The sequence below is a fragment of the Arthrobacter sp. J156 genome (genome assembly GCF_056172865.1).
Window position 1 is genome coordinate 2,781,354 of record NZ_CM149650.1, and the last position, 23,591, is coordinate 2,804,944.

Here is a 23,591-nt window from a genome sequence, read left to right on the forward strand (position 1 = left end):
CCCGATGCCCCGTCCCCGCCCGGGACCCCGCGGGACGGCGAGCACGTAGAATTGGTGACCGTGACTGCCGAAAACACCGCCCCCGCCCAGGCCGCGCCCGCCACCGACACCAACGACCAGCGCCAGGTGCGCCTGGACAAGCGCGCCGCCCTGCTGGAGTCGGGCCGCGAGGCCTACCCCGTCGGGGTCGAGCGCACCCACGCCCTGCTCGAGATCCGCGACGCCTACGGCCACCTCGAGGCCGGACAGGAGACCGAGGACGTCGTCGGCGTCGCCGGGCGCGTCGTCTTCGCCCGCAACACTGGCAAGCTCTGCTTCGCGACCCTCCAGGAGTCGGGTCCCCGCGGCGAGGCCGTCCGCCTGCAGGCCATGCTGTCGCTGGCCAACGTCGGCGAGGACGCGCTCGCCGACTGGAAGCACCTCGTGGACCTCGGCGACCACGTGTTCGTCAAGGGCAGCGTCATCTGCTCCCGCCGCGGCGAGCTGTCCATCATGGTCACCGAGTGGCAGATGGCGTCCAAGGCCGTGCGCCCCATGCCCGTGCTGCATGCCGAGCTGAACGAGGAGACGCGCGTGCGCCAGCGCTACGCCGACCTCATGGTCCGTGACGAGGCCCGCGAGATGATCTACACGCGCGACGCCGTGACCCGCGCCGTCCGCGACACCCTCTACGGCCACGGCTACGTCGAGGTCGAGACCCCGATGCTGCAGCTCGTGCACGGCGGCGCCACGGCCCGCCCGTTCCACACCCACCTGAACGCGTTCGACCAGCCGATGACGCTGCGCATCGCCACGGAGCTCTACCTCAAGCGCACCGTGGTCGGCGGCATCCCGCGCGTCTTCGAGGTCGGGCGGCTCTTCCGGAACGAGGGCGTCGACTCCACGCACTCCCCGGAGTTCACGACCCTCGAGTGCTACGAGGTCTACGCGGACCAGTTCGTCATGGCCGAGCGGATCAAGGAGATCATCCTCGCCGCGGCCGACGCCGTGGGTGCCGGCCGCCGGATCGAGACCGCGAAGGGGACGATCGACCTCGACGGCGAGTGGCGTTGGCTCGGCGTCTACCCGGGGCTGTCCGAGGCCGTCGGCCGCGAGATCACCCCCGAGACGGGTGCGGCGGAGCTGCGCGCCGTCGCCGAGGAGCACGGCGTGAAGGTCGACCCGAAGTGGGACGCCCAGAAGCTCGTCGTGGAGCTGTTCGGCGAGATCGTGGAGCCGACCCTGCTGAACCCGACGTTCGTCTACGACTACCCGCCGGCCGCGCAGCCCCTGGCCCGGCCGCACCGTTCCAAGCCCGGACTCATCGAGGCGTGGGACCTGATCATCGGCGGCATGGAGCGCGGCACCGCGTTCTCCGAGCTCATCGACCCCGTCATCCAGCGGGAGCGGCTCGTGGAGCAGTCCCGGCTCGCTGCCGGCGGCGACGACGAGGCGATGCAGCTCGACGAGGACTTCCTCCGCGCGCTCGAGTACGGCGCACCGCCGATGGGCGGGATCGGCCTGGGGATCGACCGCCTCGTGATGCTCTTCACCGACGTGGGCATCCGCGAGACCATCCTGTTCCCGCTGCTCAAGCCGGAGGCCTAGCCGTGGAGTACGTCCAGGTCCTGCTGCCCACGATCGTCGTCGCCCTCATCTTCTGGTTCGTCGTGCGATCGCTCTTCCGCGTCGACCGCAACGAACGCCTCGCCGAGGCGGAGGCGGACGCGCGCGCGGGCGGCGGCACCGGCGTCGTACCGGGTTCCTCGACCGGCGCCGCGGCGAGCGACGAGGATGCCGAAGACGCGCGTCCCTCCGACGCCGCGGGGCCCCGGGACGCGGACGACGCCGGTTCCGCCCGGCCGTAGGCCAGGCGCCCGGGACGCGGACGACGCCGGATCCGAAGCGCCGTGGGCCGGGCACCCGGGCACGGGGCCGGGATCCGCGAGGCGACCGTCCCGCCCCCCGCGGGCTACCCGGCGGTAGCGGCGCGGCGCGGCGGCGCTGGATGCCGCCCCCGGCCGTGCATAGACTTGCGGCGTGGCACGCAAAGTGGAAATCACCCTGGTCGACGACCTCGACGGAACCCCCGCCGTCGAGACCGTGCAGTTCGGCCTCGACGGGAGCCACTACGAGATCGACCTGGGCCCCGAGAACGCGGCGCGTCTGCGCGGCTTCCTGGCCGGCTTCATCGAGGCCGGGCGCCGCTCCAACGCCTACTCGGCCGCCGAGGCACCGGCCATCCGGGCGTGGGCCGCGGAGCACGGCTACCCGGTGAGCGAACGCGGACGCCTGAACTCGGAGGTCATCGGGGCCTACCGCGACGCCCACTCCTGAGCTCCTTTATCCCTACGGCGAACACGCACCCCAAGGCCGGGATTCGTGCGTAGCATCGTCAGTACGCGTTAGCTAGGAGTGTGCCGCCATGTTTGAGAGATTTACCGACCGTGCCCGTCGCGTTGTCGTGCTCGCCCAGGAAGAGGCGCGCATGCTCAACCACAACTACATCGGTACCGAGCACATCCTGCTGGGGCTGATCCACGAGGGCGAGGGGGTCGCCGCCAAGGCGCTCGAATCCCTGAACATCTCCCTCGGGGCCGTGCGCGAGCAGGTCCAGGAGATCATCGGCCAGGGACAGCAGGCGCCGTCGGGGCACATCCCGTTCACCCCGCGGGCCAAGAAGGTCCTGGAGCTCTCGCTCCGCGAGGCCCTGCAGCTCGGCCACAACTACATCGGCACCGAGCACATCCTGCTCGGCCTGATCCGCGAGGGCGAGGGCGTCGCCGCCCAGGTGCTCGTCAAGCTGGGGGCGGACCTGAACCGCGTGCGCCAGCAGGTCATCCAGCTGCTCTCGGGCTACCAGGGCGGCAAGGAGACGGCCGGCGCCGGCGTCGGACAGGGACAGCAGGAGGGCGCCCCGGCTGGCTCCGTCGTCCTGGACCAGTTCGGCCGCAACCTCACCGCCGCGGCCCGCGAGGGCAAGCTCGATCCGGTCATCGGCCGCGAGTTCGAGATGGAGCGGGTCATGCAGGTCCTCTCCCGCCGCACCAAGAACAACCCCGTCCTGATCGGCGAACCCGGCGTCGGCAAGACGGCCGTCGTCGAGGGCCTCGCCCAGTCGATCGTGCGTGGAGACGTGCCGGAGACCATCAAGGACAAGCAGCTCTACACGCTCGACCTCGGCTCCCTCGTGGCCGGCTCCCGCTACCGCGGCGACTTCGAGGAACGGCTGAAGAAGGTCCTCAAGGAGATCCGCACGCGCGGGGACATCATCCTCTTCATCGACGAGATCCACACGCTCGTCGGAGCCGGCGCGGCCGAGGGCGCGATCGACGCGGCCTCCATCCTCAAGCCGATGCTGGCCCGCGGCGAGCTCCAGACCATCGGCGCGACGACGCTGGACGAGTACCGCAAGCACATCGAGAAGGACGCCGCGCTCGAGCGCCGCTTCCAGCCGATCCAGGTCAAGGAGCCCTCCGTCGAGCACGCCACGGAGATCCTCCGCGGCCTGCGCGACCGCTACGAGGCCCACCACCGCGTCTCCATCACGGACGGCGCGCTGGCGGCCGCCGCGCAGCTGGCGCACCGGTACGTCTCCGACCGCTTCCTTCCGGACAAGGCGATCGACCTGATCGACGAGGCCGGCGCGCGCCTGCGCATCCGCCGCATGACCGCGCCTCCCGCCCTGAAGCAGATGGACGAGGAGATCTCGGTGGTGCGCCGCGAGAAGGAGGCCGCCATCGATTCGCAGGACTTCGAGGGCGCCGCGTCCCTGCGGGACAAGGAGCAGAAGCTCCAGGAGGCCCGCGCCGAGAAGGAGCGCGCCTGGAAGAACGGCGACATGGACGAGATCGCCGAGGTCGACGAGGAGCTCATCGCGGAGGTGCTCGCGAACTCCACGGGCATCCCGGTGATCAAGCTGACCGAGGAGGAGTCCAGCCGGCTGCTCAACATGGAGGACGAGCTCCACAAGCGCGTCATCGGCCAGGACCAGGCGATCAAGTCGATCTCGCAGGCCATCCGCCGGACCCGCGCCGGGCTCAAGGATCCCAACCGCCCGGGCGGATCGTTCATCTTCGCCGGCCCCACGGGCGTCGGCAAGACCGAGCTGGCCAAGGCCCTCGCCGAGTTCCTCTTCGGCGAGGAGGACGCGCTCATCACGCTCGACATGTCCGAGTACTCGGAGAAGCACACCGTCTCCCGGCTGTTCGGCGCCCCTCCCGGGTACGTCGGCTACGAGGAGGGGGGCCAGCTCACCGAGAAGGTCCGCCGCCGTCCGTTCTCCGTGGTCCTGTTCGACGAGGTGGAGAAGGCCCACGCCGACCTCTTCAACTCGCTCCTGCAGATCCTCGAGGACGGCCGACTCACGGACTCGCAGGGCCGCGTCGTGGACTTCAAGAACACGGTGATCATCATGACCACCAACCTGGGTACCCGCGACATCTCGAAGGGCGTCATGACCGGCTTCCAGTCGGCCACGGACACCAAGACGGGCTATGACCGGATGCAGGCCAAGGTCCAGGAGGAGCTGCGCCAGCACTTCCGGCCCGAGTTCCTGAACCGCGTCGACGACGTCGTGGTCTTCCCGCAGCTGACCCAGGAGGAGATCGTCAAGATCGTCGACCTGTTCGTCGCGCGGCTGGAGAAGCGCATGGTGGACAAGGGGATGCACGTCAAGCTCTCGCCGGCGGCGAAGGTCCTGCTGGCCGAGCGCGGCTACGATCCGGCGATGGGCGCCCGTCCGCTGCGCCGGACGATCCAGCGCGAGATCGAGGACCAGCTCTCGGAGAAGATCCTCTTCGGCGAGGTCGTCACGGGGCAGACCGTGGTGGTGGACGTGGAAGGCGAGGGCGATGCCCGCAAGTTCACGTTCATCGGCCAGGACACTCCGGGCGAGCTCGAGGGTGAGCCGATCCCGGCCGCCATCGAGGCCCCCGCCGCGGACGGCTCGCGAGCCGTCGGCTAGTCCGCAGGGGCGCCGCGCCTCGTCCGGCGCTCCCCGCAGCGGGCGCTGCACTCCGTGAAGCCCGCCCGGCCGTCACATGGCCGGGCGGGCTTCGTCGTGCCCGGTGGGCGCGTGCCTATGATGGGGCGCATGGCTTCCTACACGATCCGCCGGGCCCGTACGCCCGACGTGCCCGGCATCCGCACGCTCGTCAAGCCGCTGGCGGACTCGCGCGTGCTGCTGGAGAAGGAGGCCGTGGCCTACTACGAGGGCCTGCAGGAGTTCATCGTCGCGGAGGCGGAGGACGGCACGGTGATCGGCTGCGGCGCCCTGCACGTGATGTGGGAGGACATCGCCGAAGTGCGCACCCTGGCGACCTCGGACGAGTGGCGCGGCCACGGGGTCGGCCGGGCGCTTCTGGCCCAGCTCATGGAGAACGCCCGGCAGATCGGCGTGTCCCGCGTCTTCTGCCTGACGTTCGAGGTCGGGTTCTTCGAACGCAACGGCTTCACCGTCATGGCCGACCAGTCCGCCGTTGATCCGGCCGTCTACTCCGAGCTCCTGCGCTCCACCGACGAGGGCGTGGCGGAGTTCCTCGACCTGGCCCGGGTCAAGCCGAACACCCTGGGCAACACCCGCATGATCGCCCGCTTGGACGCCGCGGTCTGACGGCGCTGGGCCACCGGTCCGCCGCCTTGGGGGTCGCGGGACTGTGGGGGCCTCGGGCCCGTGGCCTTGGGCCCGCCGCCTTGGGGGACTCTGAACCGTGGGGATCGTCGGGTTGTGGTTTAGGTGGGGGTGGCTTGGGGGTGGAAGTAGGTGTTGCGTTGTGGTCTTCGGGCGGGGTCGATGTGGGGTGGTGGGATCCAGTAGGGGGCGTTGTTGATCATGGTGATCTGCCAGCCGCCGTCGTGGACGAGGTGGTGGTGGAAGGGGCAGCAGAGGGCGCCGTTGTCGATGTCGGTGGTGCCGCCGCGTGACCACCAGGTGATGTGGTGGGCTTCGGTGCCGCTGGCGGGGGTGGTGCAGCCGGGGGCGGTGCAGCCGCGGTCGCGGGCGTAGAGGATCTTGCGTTGTTCCTCGGTGAAGAGCCGTTCGGAGCGTCCGGCGTCCAGGACCTGTCCGGCGGATCCGAGCACGACGGGGATCAGCTCGGCTTCGCAGGCGAGGCGGCGGATCTGGGCGGGGCTGACGAGTCCGGCGTGCACGGCTTCGGAGCGTTGGGTGCCCATCGTGGCGAGCTCGCCCAGCAGGGTCTGGTAGTCGATGGTGACCATGACCTGGGGCCGGTTCCCGCCGTTGCGGGGCAGCTTGTTCGTGGACAGGGCGATCCCGACCGCGTTGACGAGTCCCTCGAGTTGGTGCTGGGCCCGCGTCCTGCCATCCGCGGGCGCCTCGGCCGGCTCCCCCTCCACGTCGGCCGCCGCGGTGGGGGCGGGATCGCTGGCGGCGTCTGCGGTGTCACTGGTCTCGGTGCTGTGGGCCTTGGTGTCTCCGGCCCCGTCGGCGTCGTGGGGCGCGGTGCGGGGGCCGGTGCGGGGGTTGGCGGCCGGGGCGCAGACGCTGAAGAGCTGTTCGGCCTGGGCGTCGTCGGTGACGAGTTTGAACACGTGCAGGTTCTGGGACCGGCCCTGGTAGAACAGGCCCTGGAGCGCGCGCTTGGTTTCCTCGCTGGGTTCGCGGCCGTCGGGGTCCAGGAACAGGGTCCAGGTGTCGGCGACCTGGTGCATCGTCGCGGGCCCGTCCTGCAGCACGGTCTGAACGAGGCTGTCTTCCATCGCGGCCAGTTCCGCGGTCCCGCCTCCGGGGCGGGTCCTGGCCGTGGGCGCCGCCTTCTCGACGCGGCGGGTCAGTTGCAGGGCGGCCGGGACCGAGAGCCGGCCCGCGTGCACGGCGGCCGCGGCGGCCTCGTAGCGGGCCGGGAGCGGTTCGCCGGTCAGGGAGGTGCGCGGAAGCAGTTTCCGGGCCGCTTCGAGCCGGGCCCGGGCCTCGGAGCGTGGGATGTGCAGTTCCTTGGCCAGGTAGTCGGAGGTGTCCCGGTACTCGGCCCGCCCGCCGGGTCCCGGGGCGGCACCGAGGAGGGTGATCTGCTCGTCCTCGGCCGCGCGGGCGGCGATGACCTGGGCGCGTTGGACCTCCACGGAGAGCTCCTCGAGCCCGCGCAGCAGGCCCGCGAGCGCGTGCCGGCCCGGACGCCGCCCCGCCAGCGTGTCCGACCAGCCGCGCAAGGCCTCCCGCAACCCGGCCAACGCCACGGCCCCGCTGCCGGCCCCATCGCCGGCTCCATCCCCGGACCCGTCCGGCAAGGGCGCGGGACCCGTTCCGGGGACGGCCCATCCGTCGTCAGGGACAATGGCCCCGCTGTCAGCGGGCATGCCGTCGCCGGTTCCCGGGCTGCCGCCTGGAGCGGGCCCGGCGGCCGCAGCGGCCGCGGCAACACCGCCCTCCGGGAAGGGCGCGGGATCCGCTCCGGGGACGGCCCACGCGCCCTCCCGGAACGGATCCGCCGGCAGCTCGTTGATGGTCATGAATCCATCATCATCGAAACTTTCTTCGAATGAGCAAGAGTTTCCGGCAACCGTGGACAACACCCCCGGCATCGAAGCTGTGGAGGAGAAACCGGGTAGCGAAGGAACGCCGGATTTCTCCATCCGCTTAATGGGTGAACAGTCCACAGCAACGGTGGACTCTTCGTCCCCGGCATGCCTAAGGTAGGCAGCGGTGGGTCCACGCGGACCCGCCATCCAGTGTCAACCCCAGCAACCAGTGACGGAAGAAGGTAGTGCCATGGGACTCGGAGACAACCTCGGCGGCCTCGGCGACAAGCTGAACGACCTGAAGAACCAGCACGGCGACAAGATCAACGAAACCATCGACAACCTCCAGGCGCAGCACGGCGACAAGCTCGGCGAGCACGCCGACAAGGTGAACAAGTTCGTCGACGACGCCCAGGCCCAGCACCTCGGCGGCAAGGACGCCAAGCCGCAGGAGGGCCAGCAGTAGCTGCCCACTCCGTCAACGCCTGACGTCCCCGCGGCCGCCGGCCGGGGGACGTCACGCGTCCGGGCGACAGGAGCTTGGGCAGCGTGCATCCGGGCCTGCCGAAGCGTGGCTCGCGGTCAGTGCGTCGCTTCCCGGAGGCCCTGCCCGTCCAGGACCAATGCGAGTTGGGTGCCCGCGATCCGGCACTGACCCGCGCCGTGGCTGACCTCGCCGGCCTCCAACGCGGCCCGGGCTTCGTCGAGCCCCTCGGCGGAGAACGCCACCTCGACGGCCCCGGGGAGTAGCTCGGGCGCCGGCCAGAAGCCATGGAGCGTCCCGTTGGGGACGGAGGAAGCGGAACAGGCATCGTCGGGGCCGTCGCCGTCGCACCCGAGATCCACGGTGTCGGAACCCGCGAAGAGCTCGAGCACCACTTCGTGGCACGCCCCGTCCTGGCACCAGGTCAATGACCCCTGGGCCGGCGGATCCGCGGGCACGATGTCGGCCGCGATCGTCAAGGAGACGCCCGTCGCGAGTCCGATCGCCGGGCAGCCGCGCTCCGGCAGCATGCCGCAACCGGCTAGGAGCGCCACGGCGCCGATCGCCAAGGCCGCCGCCGACGTCGGTAAGGGCGGCACGGTCTTCGTCGCGCGCGCCCGGCTTTCCGTCACTTCCCGCCGTGGTGCGTCCCGGTGTGCCGTCATGGCGCCAGCCTACGAGCCCCGGCGCGGTCGCCGGAAGCACGGGAAGGCAACGACCTGCCGCCCGGCCGTCGTCAGTGGGGCCAGCGACCTGCCGCCCGGCCGTCGTCAGTGGGGCCAGCGACCTGCCGCCCGGCCGTCGTCAGTGGGGCAGCGCGATGCCCTCTGACCCCTCGTGCGCGAGTCCGTCGGCGAGCAGCCCCTCGAGACAGCGCTCCCTCTGTTCCCCGCCCGCGGGCAGCTCGGCAAGCCTCTTCCACGCCGCGGAGTACGCCGCAGGGTACGACGCCGGTGCCTCCCCGGTCTCGCCGGCGGTGGCCGGGCCCTGGGTCGTGCCGACGCCAGTCGGGACCTCCGCCTCGACGCCTCCCGCGGGCGCTTCCCCGGCGGAGAGGTGGGCGCCGAGGAGCGCCGCGCGCGGCACGGGGGCGTCGGCCTCGCGCAGAACGGCCATGAAGGCCCCGCGCACCTGGCGGTCGGTCCCGGCCCACGGCTGGCCCTTGGGCACGTAGTGGGGTTCCGGACGTCCGGCGTCGACCCACGCGCAGTCCTGAGCCACGGGGCAGTCCCCGCAGCGCGGCGCTCGGGCCGTGCAGACCAGCGCGCCCAGCTCCATGACCGCGGCGTTCCAGCGGCAGGCGAGGGCACCGGCGTCGTGCTCCTTCTCCGGCATCAGCGCCTCGGCGAGCCGGGCCTCGGCCGCCGTATAGGAGGGTTCGGGCAGGGCACGGCCGGATACGAGCCGGGCGTGGACCCGGCGGATGTTGGTGTCCACGACGGTCTCCGGGATCCCGAACGCGAAACACGCGACGGCCGCGGCCGTGTACGCGCCGACGCCCGGCAGTGCGAGGAGCGCGCCCGGATCCGAGGGCACCTCCCCGGCGTGGTCCTCGGCGATCCGCTGCGCCGCGGCGTGCAGGCGCAGCGCCCGGCGCGGATACCCGAGCCGCCCCCACGCGCGCAGCGCCTCCCCGGCGGGTTCGACGGCGAGCGCGGACGGCGTCGGCCAGCGCTCCATCCATTCCTCCCACACCGGCAGGACGCGCACCACGGGGGTTTGCTGGAGCATGAACTCGCTGACCATCACGCCCCACGGGGTCCGCTCCGCCCGCCGCCACGGCAAGTCGCGCGCGTGGACGTCGAACCAGTCGGTGATGCCGCGGTGCAGCGCGGTCGTGTCGGTCGTCGCGGGCACGGCTCTCCTCTCCAGAACCCTCAAGGGCTCTCCGGGTGCGCTTCGGGCCGCGTCCAGGCGGGAACGCCGGGCCCTCATCGGCCCCAGCCCGACGCCGGACGCCGGCCGGGTGCGGGGCCGCACCTGACGGGTCGGGTGCTTCCCGGCACCAATACTCTAGTGCCCGGCGTGGGAACGGGGGCGCCCGCACGCGGGCTCATAGCCTAGAAGCATGGCACAACAGCACCCTCGGCCCCCGCGCCGTCCGAGCCCCGCCGTGTACCGGAGGCGCCGGCTCGCCGCGGGAATCGTGCTGCTCGTGGTGCTGGGACTGCTGGTCTGGGCCGGCTTCGCTCTCGCCTCCCTCTTCTCCGGTTCCGACGACGGTCAGGGCGCCCCGCAGGGGTCCGGCACCTCGGCCCCGGGCAACGACCCGGACGGAACCGGGGGCGGCGCGTCGGAGAGCGGCGCCCCGGAAGGCTCGGCCCCGGCGTCGGACGCGGGGGAGCCGAGCGGGGCCCCGGAATCCCCGAGCTGCGTCGCGGGCGACGTCGTTGTCAGCGCCGAGACGGACCAGAGCGCCTACGGGGCCAACGAGAACCCCGTGCTGATCATGACCGTCGGCAACCAGGGCCAGGCGCCCTGCACGGTCAACGTCGGCACCGGGCAACAGGAGTTCCAGGTCCTCAGCGGTGACGACCGGATCTTCAACAGCAGCGACTGCCGGACCGAGCCCACCACCGTGGAGCTCGAGATCAAGCCCGGAGGCCAGGAGACCGCCCGCTTCACGTGGGAGCGCGTCCGCAGCGCCCCCGGCTGCGAGGCGGTCGCGACCAAGCCCCGCCCCGGCACCTATGTCTTCACGGCCAAGCTCGGCGAGCTGACGAGCAACAAGGCGCCCTTCCAGTTGCGCTAGAGCGCGTCCGGCGGGGACGCGCGGAGGCAATCGTCGCGGCTGCCCGTCCCGCCAGCCACGCCAGCCCCCGTCGCGGTCGCCGCGTCCAAGGCGGTCCGCCGCGCGCGGCCGGGCCCCGGCGTCGGAATCCTAGGAGAAGCGGTCCAGGAGGCTCGATTCGGCGATCCGCGAGAGCCCTTCACGGATGGTCCGGGCCCGCTGCTCGCCGATCCCGTCGACGTTCATGAGGTCCTCGATGTTGGCGGCCATGAGCCGCTGCAGCCCGTCGAAGCTCGCCACGAGCCGGTCGGCGACGGCGCGCGGCACGGCTTTGATCCCCGCGACGAGCCGGAAGCCCTTCGGGTGCACGATCGCCTCGAGCGAATCGGTGCCCGGCGTGACGCCGAGGACGGTGGCGATCCGGGACAGGTCGATCATCTCGGTCGAGGAGAACCCCTGCAGCCGCGCGAGCGCGGCGTCGATCTCCTGCTGCGAGTCCAGCTCCGCGTAGTCCCTGAGCAGCAGGTCGCTGCCGGGGCCCAGCCCCGCGCTGAGTTCGTCGAGCTGCAGGGCCAGGAGCCGGCCGTCGACGCCGAGCTCCAGGACGTACTGGGCGATCTCCTCGGAGATCCGGCGCACCATCTCCTGCCGCTGCAGGACCACGGCGACGTCGCGGACCGTGACCGTCGCCTCGATCTCCAGCGCCGAGAGCGTGGCGGTGACCTGGTCCAGGCGGTTGCGGTAGCGCTCGAGCGTCGCGAGGGCCTGGTTGGCGCGGGCGAGGACGGGCTCGGAGCCCTCCAGGACGTGGCGGATCCCCTGCACGTACACGGCGATGATCTGCATGGACTGGGAGACGGAGATGACGGGCAGCCCGGTCTGGATGGCCACGCGCTCGGCCGTGCGGTGGCGCGTGCCCGACTCCTGCGTGGGGATCGTGTGGTCCGGGACCAGCTGCACGGCCGCCTTGAGGATGTTGGAGGCGTCCTTGTCGCAGACGATCGCACCGTCCATCTTGGCGAGCTCGCGCAGCCGCGTCGGGGTGAACGGGATGTCGATGTCGAAGCCGCCCGAGCAGATGGAGTCCACGACCCGGTCGGAGCCGAGGACGATCAGCGCGCCGGTGCGCCCCCTCAGGATGCGCTCGAGTCCGTCGCGCAGATGGGTGCCGGGCGCGACTCGGGCGAGGGTCGTCCGCAGCGCGTCTTCGGGGCTCTTGGCCATGGTGGTTGTCCTTCCGGGGCGGCTACCACCATCGTAGGGGGAAGGGTACGACGCCGGACGCCGCGCGCGCCTATCCTTCCTGCTCCCCGCCGGGGAAGGCGATCTCGAGGGCCTCGTTGAGCGTGCCGACCTCCTTGACGCGGAAGCCCTCGGGGACGGTGCCGGGGCCGTTGGGGGAGGCGGGGACGATCGCGTACCCGAAGCCGAGCCGCTCGGCCTCGGTGATCCGGCGAGAGATGTCCGGGACGGGGCGGACCTCGCCGGCGAGGCCGACCTCGCCGAACACCACCATCCGCGAGGAGAGCGGGCGGTCCATCCGCGCCCCGGCGACGGCCAGCGCGGCCGCGAGATCGACGGCCGGCTCGGCGAGGCGCACGCCGCCGACCGTGGCGACGTAGGAGTCCTGGCTGGACAGGTCCAGGCCGGCCCGGCTCTGCAGAACGGCCAGGACCATCGCCGTGCGGGAGGAGTCCAGTCCGCTCGTGGCCCGGCGCGGCTGGGCGGTGGAGGACTTGGCGATGAGGGCCTGGACCTCGGCGACGAGTGGGCGCCGGCCCTCCACGGTGACCGTGATGCACGTGCCGGAGACCGGTTCACGGGTCCGGGTCACGAACAGCCCGCTGGGATCGGCGAGCCCCTCGATGCCGGTCTCGGTGAGGTCGAAGCAGCCCACCTCGTCCGTCGGACCGTAGCGGTTCTTGACGGCCCGCAGCAGGCGCAGGCGGGAGTGGCGCTCGCCGTCGAACTGGCAGACCACGTCCACGAGGTGCTCGAGGAGGCGCGGTCCCGCGATCGAGCCCTCCTTCGTGACGTGGCCGACGAGCAGCGTGGCCATGTGCCGCTTCTTCGCGGCGTTGATCAGGGAGGCTGCGACCTCGCGGACCTGGGTGACGCCGCCGGCCGCGCCCTCGACCTCGGACGAGGAGAGCGTCTGCACGGAGTCCACGATGAGCAGGTCCGGGGCGAGCCGCTCCACTTGTCCGAGCGCGATCCCGAGGTCCGTCTCGGCGGTCAGGTGCAGCGTGTCCGCGAGTGCCCCGATGCGATCGGCCCGCATGCGCACCTGGGCCGCTGACTCCTCGCCCGTGACGTAGAGGACGCGGCGCCCGCCGCGGGCCGTCCGAGCCGCGACGTCCAGCAGCAGCGTGGACTTGCCGACGCCCGGTTCGCCCGCCAGCAGGATCACCGCCCCGGGGACGAGGCCGCCGCCGAGGACGCGGTCCAGCTCGCCCACGCCCGTGGGGCGGTAGCCGGCCGCCGTCGCGTCGACGTCGCCGATCGCGGGGGCGGGATGGGCGATCACCGTCGCCGGCGTCGTCCGGGCGACCGTCTGGCCCGTCTCCTCGACCGTTCCCCACGCCTGGCACTCGCCGCAGCGGCCGACCCACTTCACGGTGGTCCAGCCGCACTCGGTGCAGCGGTAGCCGGAAGCGGGCTTGGTGCGCGTGGAGGACTTCGTGGCCATGGGTCACAAGGCTAGCCGCTGGCCCCGACGATTGGGGGCGCGGGCGCGGCTGGCGGCCCCGGCGGTCAGGACCGGAGGCGCGGCAGGTAGCCCGCGGCCTCCTCGTTGTCGAGGCCCGCCGCCTCGAGCAGGTCCACGAGCATCGGGCGCAGCAGGAGCACGATCCCCTCGCCTTGGAGGCCCGAGACGCCGAAGGCCTCCGGACTCAGGCGCGCAGCCGAGGAGGCGAGCTCCTTGCGGGCCCCGTGCTCGGCCCGGTCGCGAGCCGGCTGGCTCGGTTCGACGACGGAGCGGCCCAGGGTGTCGACGCCGTCGGCGACCTCGTCGAGGAACTGGGAGAGCGCGTCGATGGCCTCGTCGCTTAGCGCCGCGTGCGTGATCACGGAGGTGAGCCGGCGCGTGAAGACGCGGGAGTTGCGGACGGCCAGGTCGGTCTTGTCCGCGAGCCGGGCGAGCCGCTCCACCTCCCCGCGCTGGCTGCGGTAGGCGGGGGAGAGCGTCGCGATCTCGCGCGCCCCGCGCATCGAGGAGGGCAGGGCGTCCATGAGCTGCTGGGTGCCCCGGGCCCGGATCAGCGCGTGCCAGGCCCGTGTCGAGTCGGAGGCGCGCAGGGCCGCCGAGGAGTCGCGCAGGACGCCGGCGAGCTCCTCGAGCAGGGCGCGCAGCTCCCGGGCGGGCTCGCGGCGCGGGTTCCGCGGCGTCAGCGCGGCGATCACGAGCGCGAACACGCCGCCGATGATCGCGTCGGCGCTGCGGGCGAACACGCCGTCGGCCGGGGCGGGCAGCAGGACCACGAGGAGGGACTGCAGGCCCATCTGCGTCGTGAAGATCGTGCCGCTGTCCAGGAACCGCGCGATGACGAGGGAGACGAGGAGGACGGCCGCGGCCTGCAGTGGGCCCGTGCCCAGGACGTGGAGGAGCAGGTCCCCCACGAGGATCCCGAGGGTGCAGCCAAGGGCGACCTCGATGGTGCGGCGCGTATGGGTGTCGCGGCCGAATCCGAGGGCGATCATCGCCGACGTCGCGGCAAACAACGGCCCCGCATGCCCGAGGACCTCCTCGGCGAACCAGTACGCGCCGACGGCGCACACCGTGATCTGCACGATCTTGAGCGAGGAGGACTTGACGCGCAGCGCGCCGACGACGGTCCTGCGGCGCAGGAAGCGCCACGCGCTGCGCAGGGGCCGGGGGCGGGTCATGAAACCAGTCTGGCACGCGGGCCGCGCCGTGACGGGAATCACCGCCGCCCCCCACTACCGCCGAATGCCGCGGCAAACCAGCCCCTCCGCGCGGAAAAGGTTCAAAATGCCAGTTCCGTTCACCCCCCGTTCACTTTCGGCGGAAGGTTCCGTTACCTCGCGCCCCTACCTTCAAGTACGGAGCGCGACGGCGAACACCGCACCGCGCCGGCCCGGAGCACGTGGTTGCCCGGCATCCACCACTGACGGGGACCCGTTCCCCCCGAGCACTCGACGAAGGAAAACTCGTGAAGGTTACCCGCTTCGGCCAAGCAGCCGTTGTCCTGTCCGTCGCCGCCCTGGCCCTGACCGCCTGCGGCTCCGACAACGCCACCGGCGCTCCCGCCACGACCCCCGCCGCCGGCGGCTCCGAGGCGCCCGTCTCCGCGGTCACCGGCACCCTCACCGGCGTCGGCGCCTCCGCGCAGAACGCCGCCATGGACGCCTGGAAGGTCGGCTTCTCCGCCGCCCACAGCGGCGCCAGCGTGCAGTACTCCCCGGACGGCTCCGGTGCCGGCCGCAAGGCCTTCCTGGCCGGCGCCGCGCAGTTCGCCGGCTCCGACGCCTCCCTGAAGGACGACGAGTACGAGGAGGCCAAGCAGGTCTGCGGCCCCGACGGCGCCTTCAACATCCCGGCCTACATCTCCCCGATCGCCGTCGCCTACAACCTCGAGGGCGTCGACGAGCTGAAGCTCGATGCCGAGACGATCGCCAAGATCTTCAAGCAGGAGATCACCACCTGGAACGATCCCGCGATCGCCGCGCACAACGAGGGCGTCGAGCTGCCGGACACCGCCATCACGGTCGTCCACCGGAACGACGAGTCCGGCACCACCGAGAACTTCACCGAGTACCTCGAGCAGGCCGCAGGCGATGCGTGGGGCTTCGAGGCCTCCGGCGAGTGGCCGTCCGACATCCAGGCCGAGAACGCCAAGGGCACCTCCGGCGTCGTCTCGACCGCCTCCTCGACCGCCGGCGCGATCACCTACGCCGACGCCTCTGCCGTCGGCAACCTGGGCACCGTCAGCGTCAAGGTCGGCGAGGACTACACCAAGCTCTCCTCCGAGGCCGCCGCCAAGGCCGTCGAGGCCGCCACCCCGGTCGAGGGCCGCGCCGACATCGACATGTCCCTGGTCCTGGACCGCAACACCTCCGAGTCGGGCGCCTACCCGATCGTCCTCGTGAGCTACCACATCTACTGCACGAGCTACAAGGACCAGGCGACGGTCGACCTCGTCAAGGCCTTCGGCGAGTACATCGTCTCCGAGCAGGGCCAGCAGGACGCCGCGGAGTCGGCCGGAAGCGCCGCGCTCTCGGAGACCCTGCGCGAGAAGGCGATCGCCGCCATCGAGACCATCACGGTCGCTTCCTAGCCAAGCACCCCACGTCAATGCTTGAGTAGGTAGACGACGCAGCGCCGCCGCCTCCGCCCCGTGGCCACCACCACGGGGCGGAGGCGCGGCACCCCCTCAACGCAGCGGCGCCCTCCGATCCCCCGGGGCGGCCGCCGCCCAACACGACCGAAGGGTCACCATGTCCACCAGCGCGCTCACCCGCGGTGAGAAGTCGGGCCAGGCCGGAGACAAGGTCTTCTCCACGGCCTCCATGTCCGCCGGCATCCTCATCCTCGTCACCCTCTTCGCCGTCGCCGCCTTCCTCTTTGCGCAAGCCGTCCCCGTCTTCCAGGCGGACGCCGAGGACGTGTCCGGCGGCAACGGATTCGCCAGCTACATCTTCCCGATCGTCATCGGCACGATCATCGCCGCCGCGATCGCCCTGGTCATCGCGACCCCCGTGGGCATCGGCGTCGCCCTCTTCATCTCCCACTACGCCCCCCGGCGCCTCGCCGCGGGGCTCGGCTACGTGATCGACCTGCTGGCCGCGATCCCCTCCGTCATCTACGGCGCCTGGGGCTACATGGTCCTCGCTCCCGCTCTCGTGCCGGGCTACGTCTGGCTCGCCGAGAACCTCGGCTGGATCCCGATCTTCGAAGGACCGGCCAGCCAGACCGGCAAGACCATGCTCACGGCGGGCATCGTCCTCGCCGTCATGGTCCTGCCCATCATCACCTCGCTCTCCCGCGAGATCTTCCTGCAGACGCCCAAGCTGCACGAGGAGGCCGCCCTGGCCCTCGGCGCCACGCGCTGGGAGATGATCACCATGGCCGTCATCCCGTTCGCGCGGCCCGGCATCATCTCCGCCGTGATGCTCGGCCTCGGCCGCGCCCTGGGCGAGACCATGGCCGTCGCGCTCGTGCTCTCCACCGGCGGGCTCATCCCGTCGCTGATCAAGACGGGCAACCAGACCATCGCCGCCGAGATCGCCCTGAACTTCCCGGAGGCGTTCGGCCTCCGCCTGGCCGAGCTGATCGCCGCCGGCCTGGTCCTCTTCGTCATCACCCTCGCCGTGAACATGATCGCCCGTTGGATCATCAGCCGGCACAAGGAATTCTCGGGAGCCAACTGATGAGCAACGCCACCCTGACCTCGCAGCGCAACTCCCTCGCCAAGGGCCGCCTCCCGCGGTGGGCCGTTCCCGCCGTCCTGGGCGGTGCCCTCGTGCTCGGCGCGGCCCTGTCCACGCTCGGCGGCTTCAGCATCGCCACCTTTCTGATCTACACCGCGGTCCTGTTCGTCGCCGCGGCCACGATCACCACGACCGTCGTCGAGGGGCGGCGCCAGGGCACGAACGCCTTCGCCAAGTACCTCGTCTACGGGGCATTCATCCTCGCGGTGATCCCGCTCGTGTCCGTGATCGTCACGGTCCTCGCCCGCGGCGTGCCCGGCCTGACGCCCGAGTTCCTCTTCACGTCCATGAACGGCATGACCGGCGCGGTGGACAACGCCTCGGTCGAGAACGGCACCCCGGTGCTCGGCGGCGCCTACCACGCCGTCGTCGGCACCCTGCTCATCACCCTGTGGGCCACGCTGATCTCCGTGCCCGTCGGCATGCTGACCGCGATCTACCTCGTCGAGTACGGGCAGGGCAAGTCGCTCTCCCGCGGCATCACGTTCTTCGTGGACGTCATGACGGGCATCCCCTCGATCGTCGCGGGCCTCTTCGCGGCCGCGCTCTTCGCGGTCATCCTCGGCCCGACGGCCCGCATGGGCATCGTCGCCGCCGTCGCCCTCTCGGTCCTCATGATCCCCACCGTGGTCCGTTCCACGGAGGAGATGCTCAAGATCGTCCCGAACGAGCTGCGCGAGGCGTCCTATGCCCTCGGGGTGCGCAAGTGGCGCACCATCACCAAGGTGGTCATTCCGACGGCGATCTCCGGCATCGCGTCGGGCGTCACCCTCGCGATCGCCCGGGTCATCGGCGAGACGGCCCCGATCCTGGTCACGGCCGGCCTCGCGAGCAGCATCAACTGGAACGTTTTCGCGAACTGGATGGCCACGCTGCCGACGTTCATCTACTACCAGATCCTCACCCCGACCTCCCCGACGAACATCGATCCGAGCGCCCAGCGCGCCTGGGCCGCGGCCCTGCTGCTGATCCTGATCGTCATGCTCCTGAACCTCGTGGCCCGGCTCGTGGCCCGCGTCTTCGCCCCCAAGACCGGCCGCTAGGCCCCCGCACACCCGAAGGAACACTTCACATGTCCAAGCGCATCGACGTCAAAGACCTCAACGTCTACTACGGCAAGTTCCTCGCCGTGGAGGGCGTCAACATCAACATCGACGCACGCTCCGTGACGGCCTTCATCGGCCCGTCCGGCTGCGGCAAGTCGACCTTCCTCCGCACCCTGAACCGCATGCACGAGGTCATCCCGGGCGCCACGGTCGAAGGGGACGTCCTGCTCGACGGCGACAACCTCTACGGTTCCGGCGTGGACCCGGTGACCGTGCGCAGCCAGATCGGCATGGTCTTCCAGCGCCCCAACCCGTTCCCGACGATGTCCATCCGCGACAACGTGCTGGCCGGGGTCAAGCTCAATGCCCGGCGCATCAGCAAGGCCGACGCCGACGAGCTCGTGGAGCGCTCGCTGCAGGGCGCCAACCTGTGGAACGAGGTCAAGGACCGCCTCGACAAGCCCGGCTCCGGCCTCTCGGGCGGCCAGCAGCAGCGCCTGTGCATCGCCCGCACGATCGCGGTCAAGCCCGACGTGATCCTCATGGACGAGCCCTGCTCCGCCCTGGACCCGATCTCCACGCTCGCGATCGAGGACCTCATCAACGAGCTCAAGAGCGAGTACACCGTGGTGATCGTGACCCACAACATGCAGCAGGCCGCCCGCGTCTCCGACAAGACGGCGTTCTTCAACATCGCCGGCACCGGCAAGCCCGGCAAGCTCATCGAGTACGACGACACGACCACGATCTTCAACAACCCCTCGGTCAAGGCGACCGAGGACTACGTCTCCGGCCGCTTCGGATAGGCCGTCCACGCGTCCCCCGGCCGACGAACGGCGGCCGGGGGAGGCCCTGAAGGGGGATCTTCAGGGGATCTTGAGGGGGATCGACGGCGGGTGCCGGCTGTGGCCGGCACCCGCCGTTTCCGTTTCCGTTCCCGTGCCCACGCCCACGCCGGGACGGGCGCCGGGGGGTGGGGCCCCGGCGTCGTCCTCGGTTCCGGCGCCCCGGCACGCGTCAGGTGAGCAGCGGGTGCAGGGCCAGGAAGAGGACCGCGGCGGCCGTCCCGCACGCGACGGGGGCGGCGAGCCAGTAGCCGGCCACGCCGAGCACCTTGCCCCAGCGCACCGTCTCGAAGCGCTGGTTCGCCCCGGCGCCCACGATCGCGCTCGTCACGGCCTGCGTCGTGGACAGCGGCAGGTGCAGCACCAGGGCGCCGACGAACAGCATCGCCGCCGAGACGGTCTGCGCGGAGGCCCCCCGCAGCGGATCGAAGTTCACGAGCCGGTGGCCCAGCGTGTAGGTGATCCGCCAGCCGCCGGCCAGTGCGCCGAGCGCGAGGAAGGAGGCGGCCGTGAGCTGGGCCGCGAACGGCACCGGCGTTCCCGGCTCGAGGACGTGCGCCGTCACGAGGGCGAGGGTGATCATGGCCCCGGTGCGCTGCCCGTCCTGCAGGCCGTGGCCCAGCGAGACGGCGAACGCGCTGACCGACTGCGCGCCGCGGCCCACCCGCGTGACGTCGGCGGAGGACCAATGGCGCATGAGCCACGTCGCGGGGAGCACGAGCAGGTAGGACGCCGCGAACGCGACGAGGGGCGTCACGAGCAGCGGCAGGAGCACGGCGAACAGGAGCATCGAGCGCGCCCCGTGCGTTCCGTCGCCGCCGAGCAGCGCGGACGCGGCGCTCGCGCCGGCCAGGCCGGAGATGACGGCGTGGGTCGACGACGTCGGGATGCCGCGCCACCAGCAGAACAGCCCCCAGCCGCCCGCCGAGACGAGCGCGGCCAGGAGGATGCCCAGTCCCAGCGAGCGTTCCGGGACGTTGAGTTCGACGGCGGAAACCAGGTAGGTGCCGAACGTGGAGCTGAGGAGGGTGCCCAGGAAGGCGAAGGCGGCGGCGCAGACGACGGCGATGGTCGGGGTGAGCGCGCGGGTGCGGACGGCGGCCGCGACGGAGTTCGAGATGTCGCGGAAGCCGTTGAGGAAGGCGAAGGCACACGTGGCCGCGAGGACCAGTGCCAGCAGGATGGAGTCCATGCCGCCCGTCAGGACTCCTTGACCAGGACCTGGCCGAGGTGGTCCGCGAAGGAGCGCATGAACCCGGCGCCCGTGAGCAGCTGGTCGGCCACGGCGCGGTGGCGGATGATCGTGGCGGTCTTCTGGATGTCGCCGAGCTCGCCGAGCCAGGCGCGGTGCGTGCCGTTGATGCGGTGCGTCAGGCGGACCATCTGCAGCCAGGTCTCCTCGACGTCGTCGAGGCGGTTCAGGTCCGCGATGGCGGTCAAGGCGAGCTGGGCCTGGCGGCCGATGAGCTCGAGCTGCTGCGAGGCGCGCTGGGAGATCCACGTCAGCCGGGACTGCTGGACCAGGTCGCCGGCGCCGCTGAGCGCCCCGACGGCGTCGTGCAGGCGGCGGGAAAAGGCGTAGAGGTCCTCACGGGGCAGGGGGTTGACGTAGCTCGTGCGGAGGTGCGTGAGAATGCTGTAGTGCAGGTCGGTGGCACGGGTCTCGCAGGACGTGAGCTCGTCGAGGAGCTCGGCCGAGTCGGTGCCGAGCGCGCCGAGGAGCTGGGCCAGGACGTCGACCGCGCGCTGCACTTCGGAGCAGAGGTTGGCCAGGAGGTCCAGGCCCCGGGTTTCCTGGGGGAACAGGCTGAATTTCACGTGGGGACCGCCGGGGGATCGCAAGGGGAGGATGAAGCAGGCCCCAGTCTACGCATCGGGGGTGAACAGCTCCGCCGCGCGCTGCGCCGGCGGCGACACGGAGCCGCTCCGGGGGAGGTCTTGATGGTGCCGAACCGGGAACGCCTCTCGGCGGAAGGCCGCTCGAAGCGGCTGCAAGTTGGAGCCCGGGGTTACCGCGGCCCGGCACCGCCTACAGTGTTCTCCCCGCGGCCGGGGCCTGTCAACACGGCCGCCCCGGGCCGGCTCAGGAGAGCTCGCCGCGGCGCCACGACTCCGCGGCGGCCTCGAGGTCCTCGGCGGTCTTGACGAGCTGGTGGGAGTTCCGGGTCAGCCGGCTGGCGTGCCGGGAGTCGGCGGCCTCGGCGGCGTCGGCGTGGTGCGTCTGCCCCAGCGCGACGACGCGGCAGAAGGCGGCGGTGCGTTCGAGGGCGACGTCGAAGTCGCCGTCGAACGCGCCCGAGAGGATGGAGTCCGCCATGCTGCGCAACTCGTCGGCGCCCGGGGGCTCGGCGACGCCGGAGACGACGTGCGCGACCTCGGCGGCGTGGCGGCCCGCCGAGAAGAACGAGGCCATGCGCTCCGGCTGCTGGATCGTCGCGGCGCGCAGCGCGTAGAGCCGCCACAGCACGCCCGGCAGGGAGCGGGCAGGGCTCTCCGCCCAGAGCTCCGCGATGGCCTCGAGACCCTCCTTGTCGGCGAGCTTCACGAGGCGGCGGGTGATCTCGGGGTCGTCGGTGGCGCGGCCGCGGCTCACGAGGGCCTGGGCGGCCAGGTGCGCGGCCTCGGAAACGCGGGCCGGATCGGCCCCGCCGATGAACGGCTCGAAGTCCGCCGGCGCGAACGGCTTGGGCTTGTGGTGGCGCGGCGCAGCGTCGCCCGGTCCTGCTGGGTCTGCCTTCATGCCCCCGAGGATACTCCCCGTCGGCTGCCCGCACAGGGGCTCCGGGTGCCGTGCGGTAGCATGGATCCGGGCCGGATTCCCGGTCCAAGGGGCCTTTAGCTCAGCTGGTAGAGCACCGGACTTTTAATCCGTGGGTCGCGGGTTCGATCCCCGCAGGGCCCACCCGTCAAGGCCCGGAAACGCACGGATTCCGGGCCTTTTCCGCTGCCCTGGCACCGGGTGGACCGACCCCGGTTTGACCTCAGTTTTCACCCGGAGCGCTTCCGGCTCCGCGGGAATCCGCCGCACGGGCGCGGTGCCGGCGGACGGCCGCGCGGTTGGCGCAGCGCACGGAGCAGTACCGTTGGCGGCCGTTGCGGGTGACGTCGACGACGACGGCCGTGCAGGGATCGCCCGGGTCGCCGCCCGCCGCGCAACGGCCCAGGCGATGCATCCCGCGGGTCGTGAGATGCAGCGCGGTGCCGACGCTGATGACGGCGGACAACACGCGCGGCAGCGACGTCGCGTCGTCTTCGCGATAGTGCAGGTGCCATCCTTCCTCGTCGTGGTCGGTCAGCCGGGGGTAGGCGGCCGCCGCGGCCATGTGGCCGTTCAGGATGCGCGCCCGCTCGTGCGGGTCGGCGGCGTCCACGACCGCCAGCCACTCGTCGATGACTCCCCGGACCCGGCAGCGTGGCAGGGCCTGGGGCAGCTCACCCCGGACCAGGCCGCGAAACAGCTCGATGCCGGGTTCGACACCGTCTCGCTGGTGACCAATGACTCCGGCACCGCCGCCTTCGCCCGTCTCCCGATCGGCCTGTACCTCGTCACGGAGACGGACACGGGGGCCAACAACATCGCCTTCCACGGCGAGCCGTTCCTCGTCACGATCCCGATGGCGGATGCGAACGCCTGGAACTACGACGTCCACGTGTACCCCAAGAACACCGCGACGGGCCTGACCAAGGCCGTGGACGACTCGGGCGCCCACGTCATCGGCGACACCGTCACCTTCACGCTCACCGCCCAGGTCCCCTCGCTGCCGGCCGCGCAGACCCTGACCGACTTCGGCATCACCGATGCGCTCGACAAGCGGCTGCGCTACGCCTCTGCGACCGTCGCCGTCGAAGGGCTGACCCTGGCCGACGGCGACTACACCGCCGGCGCCGACGGCCAGGAGTTCTCCGTGGTGTTCAGTGACTCCGGCCGGGCGAAGCTCCGCACCGTCCAGGGCAACGCCATCACCGTGACCCTGCAGACGACCGTCGCCTCGCTCGGTGACGGCAAGATCACCAACCAGGCCGCGATCTACGTCAACGACCCCAAAAAGTCCTTCGGCTCCAACACGGTCACCACCTCGTGGGGGGCCCTGACGGTCCTCAAGCACGCCAAGGACGAGCCGTCCAAGACCCTCGCCGGCGCCGAGTTCGAGCTCTACGCCCTCGACGCCCAGGGGGACAAGATCATCGCCGGCCCGCTGAAGGACGTGAGCGACAACGACACGATCTTCACCACGGGCGCCGACGGAACTTTCACCGTCAACGGCCTCAAGGCCGGCCAGTACGAGCTCGTCGAGACCAAGGCCCCGCTGGGCTATCAGCTGGTCTCCACGCCCGTGAAGGTCACGGTCACCGAGGGCGACGTCGAGCACGCGGTCCACGTCGAGCACGCGGTCCACGTCGAGCACGCGGTCCACGTCACCATCGCCAACACCCAGGTGCCCGCCTTGATGCTGCCGCTGACTGGCAGCACCGGTGCCGGCCTGTTCGTGGGCGCCGGCGTGGCGCTGATCGTGGGCGGCATCGCCCTGTCCGCCGCGCGCCGCAACCGCGCCCGCACGGCCTAGGACGGG

22 protein-coding genes and 1 tRNA gene are annotated in these 23,591 nt (G+C 71.5%); 13 read left to right on the plus strand and 10 right to left on the minus strand.

All coding sequences use genetic code 11. The features are described from left to right. Positions 1-60 precede the first annotated feature (60 nt). The 5 genes from lysS (at position 61) to AC0QR5_RS12815 (ending at position 5,593) form a co-directional block, all read left to right on the plus strand. Positions 61-1,587, plus strand: coding sequence for a lysine--tRNA ligase (gene lysS, locus AC0QR5_RS12795; RefSeq protein WP_329862870.1), 1,527 nt, complete (start codon positions 61-63; stop codon positions 1,585-1,587). Positions 1,588-1,589: 2 nt separating this feature from the next. Continuing rightward, positions 1,590-1,847, plus strand: coding sequence for a hypothetical protein (locus AC0QR5_RS12800; protein ID WP_329862872.1), 258 nt, complete (start codon positions 1,590-1,592; stop codon positions 1,845-1,847). 172 nt (positions 1,848-2,019) lie between these two features. Continuing rightward, positions 2,020-2,316 carry a histone-like nucleoid-structuring protein Lsr2 gene (locus AC0QR5_RS12805; RefSeq protein ID WP_329862873.1) on the plus strand — a complete coding sequence of 99 codons (297 nt, stop codon included), beginning with the start codon at positions 2,020-2,022 and terminating at the stop codon, positions 2,314-2,316. Positions 2,317-2,404: 88 nt separating this feature from the next. Further along, a complete protein-coding gene (locus tag AC0QR5_RS12810; RefSeq protein WP_329862874.1) occupies positions 2,405-4,945 on the plus strand; it encodes an ATP-dependent Clp protease ATP-binding subunit in 2,541 nt (846 codons plus the stop codon). A gap of 129 nt (positions 4,946-5,074) precedes the next feature. After that, entirely contained in the window at positions 5,075-5,593 is a 519-nt protein-coding gene (locus AC0QR5_RS12815) for an amino-acid N-acetyltransferase (protein ID WP_329862876.1), read from the plus strand. A 119-nt stretch (positions 5,594-5,712) separates the two neighbouring features. On the opposite strand, the gene AC0QR5_RS12820 is transcribed toward AC0QR5_RS12815, so the two are convergent. After that, on the minus strand, positions 5,713-7,452 hold the full coding sequence (locus AC0QR5_RS12820; RefSeq protein WP_329862877.1) for an HNH endonuclease signature motif containing protein: 1,740 nt from the start codon (positions 7,450-7,452) through the stop codon (positions 5,713-5,715). A 259-nt stretch (positions 7,453-7,711) separates the two neighbouring features. Here AC0QR5_RS12820 and AC0QR5_RS12825 point away from each other — a divergent pair, with 259 nt between their 5' ends. After that, positions 7,712-7,927, plus strand: a complete 216-nt coding sequence (locus AC0QR5_RS12825) for a hypothetical protein (protein WP_329862879.1) — start codon at positions 7,712-7,714, stop codon at positions 7,925-7,927. A 116-nt stretch (positions 7,928-8,043) separates the two neighbouring features. Here the strand turns inward: AC0QR5_RS12825 and AC0QR5_RS12830 are convergent, their stop codons facing one another. Then, positions 8,044-8,610 (minus strand): hypothetical protein, encoded by a 567-nt coding sequence (locus AC0QR5_RS12830; RefSeq protein WP_329862881.1) that lies wholly within the window; start codon positions 8,608-8,610, stop codon positions 8,044-8,046. Between the two features lie 139 nt (positions 8,611-8,749). Then, positions 8,750-9,802, minus strand: a complete 1,053-nt coding sequence (locus tag AC0QR5_RS12835) for an HhH-GPD family protein (RefSeq protein ID WP_329862883.1) — start codon at positions 9,800-9,802, stop codon at positions 8,750-8,752. Positions 9,803-10,013: 211 nt separating this feature from the next. On the opposite strand from AC0QR5_RS12835, the gene AC0QR5_RS12840 reads away from it, so the two are divergent. Beyond that, entirely contained in the window at positions 10,014-10,697 is a 684-nt protein-coding gene (locus AC0QR5_RS12840) for a hypothetical protein (RefSeq protein WP_329862885.1), read from the plus strand. A 129-nt stretch (positions 10,698-10,826) separates the two neighbouring features. Here AC0QR5_RS12840 and disA read toward each other — a convergent pair whose 3' ends face one another. The 3 genes from disA to AC0QR5_RS12855 all read right to left on the minus strand — a co-directional run bounded on the left by disA (position 10,827) and on the right by AC0QR5_RS12855 (position 14,564). Continuing rightward, on the minus strand, positions 10,827-11,900 hold the full coding sequence (disA, locus tag AC0QR5_RS12845) for a DNA integrity scanning diadenylate cyclase DisA (RefSeq protein WP_329862886.1): 1,074 nt from the start codon (positions 11,898-11,900) through the stop codon (positions 10,827-10,829). A gap of 70 nt (positions 11,901-11,970) precedes the next feature. Beyond that, positions 11,971-13,365 carry a DNA repair protein RadA gene (radA, locus tag AC0QR5_RS12850; protein ID WP_329862887.1) on the minus strand — a complete coding sequence of 465 codons (1,395 nt, stop codon included), beginning with the start codon at positions 13,363-13,365 and terminating at the stop codon, positions 11,971-11,973. 65 nt (positions 13,366-13,430) lie between these two features. Beyond that, positions 13,431-14,564, minus strand: coding sequence for an FUSC family protein (locus AC0QR5_RS12855; RefSeq protein ID WP_329862889.1), 1,134 nt, complete (start codon positions 14,562-14,564; stop codon positions 13,431-13,433). A 287-nt stretch (positions 14,565-14,851) separates the two neighbouring features. On the opposite strand from AC0QR5_RS12855, the gene pstS reads away from it, so the two are divergent. The 4 genes from pstS to pstB all read left to right on the plus strand — a co-directional run bounded on the left by pstS (position 14,852) and on the right by pstB (position 18,981). Continuing rightward, positions 14,852-15,976 (plus strand): phosphate ABC transporter substrate-binding protein PstS, encoded by a 1,125-nt coding sequence (gene pstS / locus AC0QR5_RS12860; protein WP_329862891.1) that lies wholly within the window; start codon positions 14,852-14,854, stop codon positions 15,974-15,976. Positions 15,977-16,136: 160 nt separating this feature from the next. Further along, positions 16,137-17,069: a phosphate ABC transporter permease subunit PstC gene (gene pstC, locus AC0QR5_RS12865; protein ID WP_329862893.1), complete on the plus strand. Its 933-nt coding sequence runs from the start codon at positions 16,137-16,139 to the stop codon at positions 17,067-17,069. Beyond that, entirely contained in the window at positions 17,069-18,172 is a 1,104-nt protein-coding gene (gene pstA, locus AC0QR5_RS12870) for a phosphate ABC transporter permease PstA (protein ID WP_329862895.1), read from the plus strand. The genes pstC and pstA overlap by 1 nt, the downstream gene beginning before the upstream one ends. A 29-nt stretch (positions 18,173-18,201) precedes the next feature. Then, the gene (gene pstB, locus AC0QR5_RS12875) at positions 18,202-18,981 is read left to right on the plus strand and encodes a phosphate ABC transporter ATP-binding protein PstB (RefSeq protein WP_329862896.1); all 780 of its coding nucleotides are present in this window, start codon (positions 18,202-18,204) and stop codon (positions 18,979-18,981) included. A gap of 211 nt (positions 18,982-19,192) precedes the next feature. Here pstB and AC0QR5_RS12880 read toward each other — a convergent pair whose 3' ends face one another. From AC0QR5_RS12880 to AC0QR5_RS12890, 3 genes are all read right to left on the minus strand, one after another. Next, on the minus strand, positions 19,193-20,212 hold the full coding sequence (locus AC0QR5_RS12880) for an inorganic phosphate transporter (protein ID WP_329862897.1): 1,020 nt from the start codon (positions 20,210-20,212) through the stop codon (positions 19,193-19,195). An 8-nt stretch (positions 20,213-20,220) separates the two neighbouring features. After that, the gene (locus tag AC0QR5_RS12885; RefSeq protein WP_329862899.1) at positions 20,221-20,838 is read right to left on the minus strand and encodes a hypothetical protein; all 618 of its coding nucleotides are present in this window, start codon (positions 20,836-20,838) and stop codon (positions 20,221-20,223) included. Between the two features lie 265 nt (positions 20,839-21,103). Next, on the minus strand, positions 21,104-21,760 hold the full coding sequence (locus tag AC0QR5_RS12890) for a hypothetical protein (RefSeq protein WP_329862901.1): 657 nt from the start codon (positions 21,758-21,760) through the stop codon (positions 21,104-21,106). An 89-nt stretch (positions 21,761-21,849) separates the two neighbouring features. Here AC0QR5_RS12890 and AC0QR5_RS12895 point away from each other — a divergent pair. Further along, positions 21,850-21,922 (plus strand) — tRNA-Lys (locus tag AC0QR5_RS12895). Positions 21,923-22,001: 79 nt separating this feature from the next. On the opposite strand, the gene AC0QR5_RS12900 is transcribed toward AC0QR5_RS12895, so the two are convergent. Further along, positions 22,002-22,484, minus strand: coding sequence for a CGNR zinc finger domain-containing protein (locus AC0QR5_RS12900; RefSeq protein WP_430970752.1), 483 nt, complete (start codon positions 22,482-22,484; stop codon positions 22,002-22,004). On the opposite strand from AC0QR5_RS12900, the gene AC0QR5_RS12905 reads away from it, so the two are divergent. Beyond that, complete coding sequence (locus AC0QR5_RS12905; protein WP_329862903.1) at positions 22,371-23,585, plus strand: SpaH/EbpB family LPXTG-anchored major pilin; 1,215 nt, start codon at positions 22,371-22,373, stop codon at positions 23,583-23,585. The two genes, AC0QR5_RS12900 and AC0QR5_RS12905, sit on opposite strands and share 114 nt — an antisense overlap. Positions 23,586-23,591 lie beyond the last annotated feature (6 nt).

Bases quoted from the DNA above. Each gene is read 5' to 3' on its own strand.
- AC0QR5_RS12810 (WP_329862874.1), top strand. From the start codon at position 2,405: ATGTTTGAGAGATTTACCGACCGTGCCCGTCGCGTTGTCGTGCTCGCC.
- AC0QR5_RS12815 (WP_329862876.1), top strand. From the start codon at position 5,075: ATGGCTTCCTACACGATCCGCCGGGCCCGTACGCCCGACGTGCCCGGC.
- AC0QR5_RS12820 (WP_329862877.1), bottom strand. From the start codon at position 7,452: ATGACCATCAACGAGCTGCCGGCGGATCCGTTCCGGGAGGGCGCGTGG.
- AC0QR5_RS12825 (WP_329862879.1), top strand. From the start codon at position 7,712: ATGGGACTCGGAGACAACCTCGGCGGCCTCGGCGACAAGCTGAACGAC.
- AC0QR5_RS12830 (WP_329862881.1), bottom strand. From the start codon at position 8,610: ATGACGGCACACCGGGACGCACCACGGCGGGAAGTGACGGAAAGCCGG.
- AC0QR5_RS12840 (WP_329862885.1), top strand. From the start codon at position 10,014: ATGGCACAACAGCACCCTCGGCCCCCGCGCCGTCCGAGCCCCGCCGTG.
- disA (WP_329862886.1), bottom strand. From the start codon at position 11,900: ATGGCCAAGAGCCCCGAAGACGCGCTGCGGACGACCCTCGCCCGAGTC.
- radA (WP_329862887.1), bottom strand. From the start codon at position 13,365: ATGGCCACGAAGTCCTCCACGCGCACCAAGCCCGCTTCCGGCTACCGC.
- AC0QR5_RS12855 (WP_329862889.1), bottom strand. From the start codon at position 14,564: ATGACCCGCCCCCGGCCCCTGCGCAGCGCGTGGCGCTTCCTGCGCCGC.
- pstC (WP_329862893.1), top strand. From the start codon at position 16,137: ATGTCCACCAGCGCGCTCACCCGCGGTGAGAAGTCGGGCCAGGCCGGA.
- pstA (WP_329862895.1), top strand. From the start codon at position 17,069: ATGAGCAACGCCACCCTGACCTCGCAGCGCAACTCCCTCGCCAAGGGC.
- pstB (WP_329862896.1), top strand. From the start codon at position 18,202: ATGTCCAAGCGCATCGACGTCAAAGACCTCAACGTCTACTACGGCAAG.
- AC0QR5_RS12880 (WP_329862897.1), bottom strand. From the start codon at position 20,212: ATGGACTCCATCCTGCTGGCACTGGTCCTCGCGGCCACGTGTGCCTTC.
- AC0QR5_RS12890 (WP_329862901.1), bottom strand. From the start codon at position 21,760: ATGAAGGCAGACCCAGCAGGACCGGGCGACGCTGCGCCGCGCCACCAC.